Genomic DNA, 2,746 nt, shown 5'->3' on the forward strand with positions numbered 1-2,746 from the left:
GGGCCGTGGTGGCGACGGCGGCACTGTCCGCGCCGGCCGCTCCGGCGCGGGGGAGACCGGGCGCGTCGGCGTCCTTGTGACCGGTGCGCAGGCGTCCGCGGACTCGCGGACGGCGTCGGTGAGCGGCGACGGCCGCCACGTCGTCCTCGAGCCGGCCGCGGACGACCTGGTGCCGGAGGACACCGACGGACCGCGGGACGTCCTCGTCCGCCGCCCGCGCCGACCACGCACCGCCCGCATCCTGAGACGGATCGTGAGCGCGGGGGCGGATTGTGCCAGACTGCCCCCGTGCTCTCGTTCGCCACGATTATTGGCAGCAGGCGCGCCGGTCCGCAGTGACCGCACGTACGACACGGTACGGGCGGACACCGTCGTCCTCGACCCGCGCGCAGACCTCTCGCACCCGCGAGGGGTTTTTCTGTTTCCTGGCCCCACCCGCGGCCGGGAACGGGGCGCAAGGGACCATGGGAGAACGGTGGAACCGGTCATTCCGGTAGACCGAGATCAACTCAGGAGCCTTCAGACCATGACCGCAACCAGCGAGCCCGACGACTCGTTCCACGTCTTCGACACCACCCTGCGCGACGGCGCCCAGCGCGAGGGCATCAACCTCACGGTCGCCGACAAGCTCGCCATCGCACGGCACCTGGACGAGTTCGGAGTGGGCTTCATCGAGGGCGGCTGGCCCGGCGCGAACCCGCGGGACACCGAGTTCTTCGCCCGCGCCCGGCAGGAGATCGAGTTCCGGCACGCGACGCTGGTCGCCTTCGGCGCCACCCGCCGCGCCGGCACCAGCGCCGCGAAGGACCCCCAGGTGAGGGCGCTCCTCGACTCCGGCGCACCGGTGATCACGCTGGTCGCGAAGTCCCACGACCGCCATGTCGAGCTCGCCCTGCGCACCACCCTCGACGAGAACCTGGAGATGGTCCGCGACACGGTCTCCTTCCTCAAGGGGGAGGGCCGCCGGGTCTTCGTCGACTGCGAGCACTTCTTCGACGGCTACCGCGCCAACCCCGAGTACGCGAAGTCCGTGGTCCGCGCCGCCTCCGAGGCCGGCGCCGACGTGGTCGTCCTGTGCGACACCAACGGCGGCATGCTCCCGGCGCAGATCCAGGCCGTGGTCTCCACCGTGCTCGCCGACACCGGCGCCCGGCTCGGCATCCACGCCCAGGACGACACCGGCTGCGCGGTCGCCAACACCCTCGCCGCCGTCGACGCGGGCGCCACCCACGTCCAGTGCACCGCCAACGGCTACGGCGAACGGGTCGGCAACGCCAACCTGTTCCCGGTCGTGGCCGCCCTGGAGCTGAAGTACGGCAAGCAGGTCCTGCCCGAGGGCCGGCTGCGCGAGATGACCCGCATCTCGCACGCCATCGCCGAGGTCGTCAACCTCACCCCGTCCACGCACCAGCCGTACGTCGGTGTCTCCGCCTTCGCGCACAAGGCCGGACTGCACGCCTCCGCGATCAAGGTCGACCCGGACCTCTACCAGCACATCGACCCCGAGCAGGTCGGCAACACCATGCGGATGCTCGTCTCCGACATGGCCGGACGCGCCTCCATCGAGCTCAAGGGCAAGGAGCTCGGCATCGACCTCGGCGGCGACCGCGAACTGGTCGGCCGGGTCGTCGAGCGGGTCAAGGAGCGCGAGCTCAAGGGCTACACGTACGAGGCGGCCGACGCCTCCTTCGAGCTGCTGCTCCGGGCGGAGGCCGAGGGCAGGCCGCTGAAGTACTTCGACGTCGAGTCCTGGCGCGCGATCGTCGAGGACCGTCCCGACGGCACCCACGCCAACGAGGCCACGGTGAAGCTGTGGGCCAAGAGCGAGCGCATCGTCGCCACCGCGGAGGGCAACGGCCCGGTCAACGCCCTGGACCGCGCCCTGCGGGTCGCCCTGGAGAAGATCTACCCGCAGCTCGCCAAGCTGGAGCTGGTCGACTACAAGGTCCGCATCCTGGAGGGCAAGCACGGCACCCAGTCCACCACCCGCGTCCTGATCTCCACGTCCGACGGGGCGGGGGAGTGGTCGACGGTGGGCGTCGCCGAGAACGTCATCGCCGCGTCCTGGCAGGCGCTGGAGGACGCCTACGCGTACGGGCTGCTGCGGGCCGGGGTGGAACCGGCCGCGTAGGAAGCGCCGAGGACGACGGGCCCGGCGGGTCCGGCGGGGCGGCACCGGAATCCCCGCCGGGCCCGATGTCTGTTTATCGTCCATTTGGGTACTTTCGTACGTATGAAGGCTGCGCCGACGCGTATCCACGTACGTCTGATACGCCTGCTGATCGTGCCGGTGGCCGCCGCGCTGGCGGTCCTGACGGCCGGCGCGCCCGGGGCGCAGGCGGCCACGGACCTCTCCGAGATCGCCCGCGAACTGCGCGAGAGTCCCGTCTACGTCGACCCCGAGGCCCGGGACATCCTGGCGGAGTCCGACGCCGAGGCCCTCGCCGACAAGATCGAGGACGCGGACGAACCCGTCTTCGTGGCGGTCCTCCCGGCGGGCTATCCGACGCAGAACCTCTTCCAGGACCTGCGCACCGAGACCGGCGTCACCGGTCTGTACGGCATCCGCCTCGGCGACGAGTTCGACGCGCGCGCCGACAGCAGCGTGCTCAGCCGCCAGGGCGTGCGGAACCTGGTCCAGTCCGTACAGGGCACCGGCGACGCCAAGGCCCAGCTGAACGACTTCGTCGACAACGCGCTGCGCAGCACCGGCGGCTCCGCGCCGAACTCCTGGAGCGGCGGGGGC

1 protein-coding gene and 1 pseudogene are annotated in these 2,746 nt (G+C 71.5%); both read left to right on the forward strand.

Going from position 1 to position 2,746, the window contains the following annotated elements; all coding sequences use genetic code 11:
* Nucleotides 1–526: 526 nt before the first annotated feature.
* Entirely contained in the window at nucleotides 527–2,131 is a 1,605-nt protein-coding gene (gene cimA, locus B7767_RS38335) for a citramalate synthase (protein ID WP_085576004.1), read from the forward strand.
* Between the two features lie 102 nt (nucleotides 2,132–2,233).
* Nucleotides 2,234–2,746 (forward strand): annotated as a pseudogene (locus B7767_RS38340) (hypothetical protein); the annotation flags it as partial.

This window comes from Streptomyces sp. 13-12-16, assembly GCF_002114215.1.
Lineage (GTDB): Bacteria > Actinomycetota > Actinomycetes > Streptomycetales > Streptomycetaceae > Streptomyces.

Bases quoted from the DNA above. Each gene is read 5' to 3' on its own strand.
- cimA (WP_085576004.1), top strand. From the start codon at position 527: ATGACCGCAACCAGCGAGCCCGACGACTCGTTCCACGTCTTCGACACC.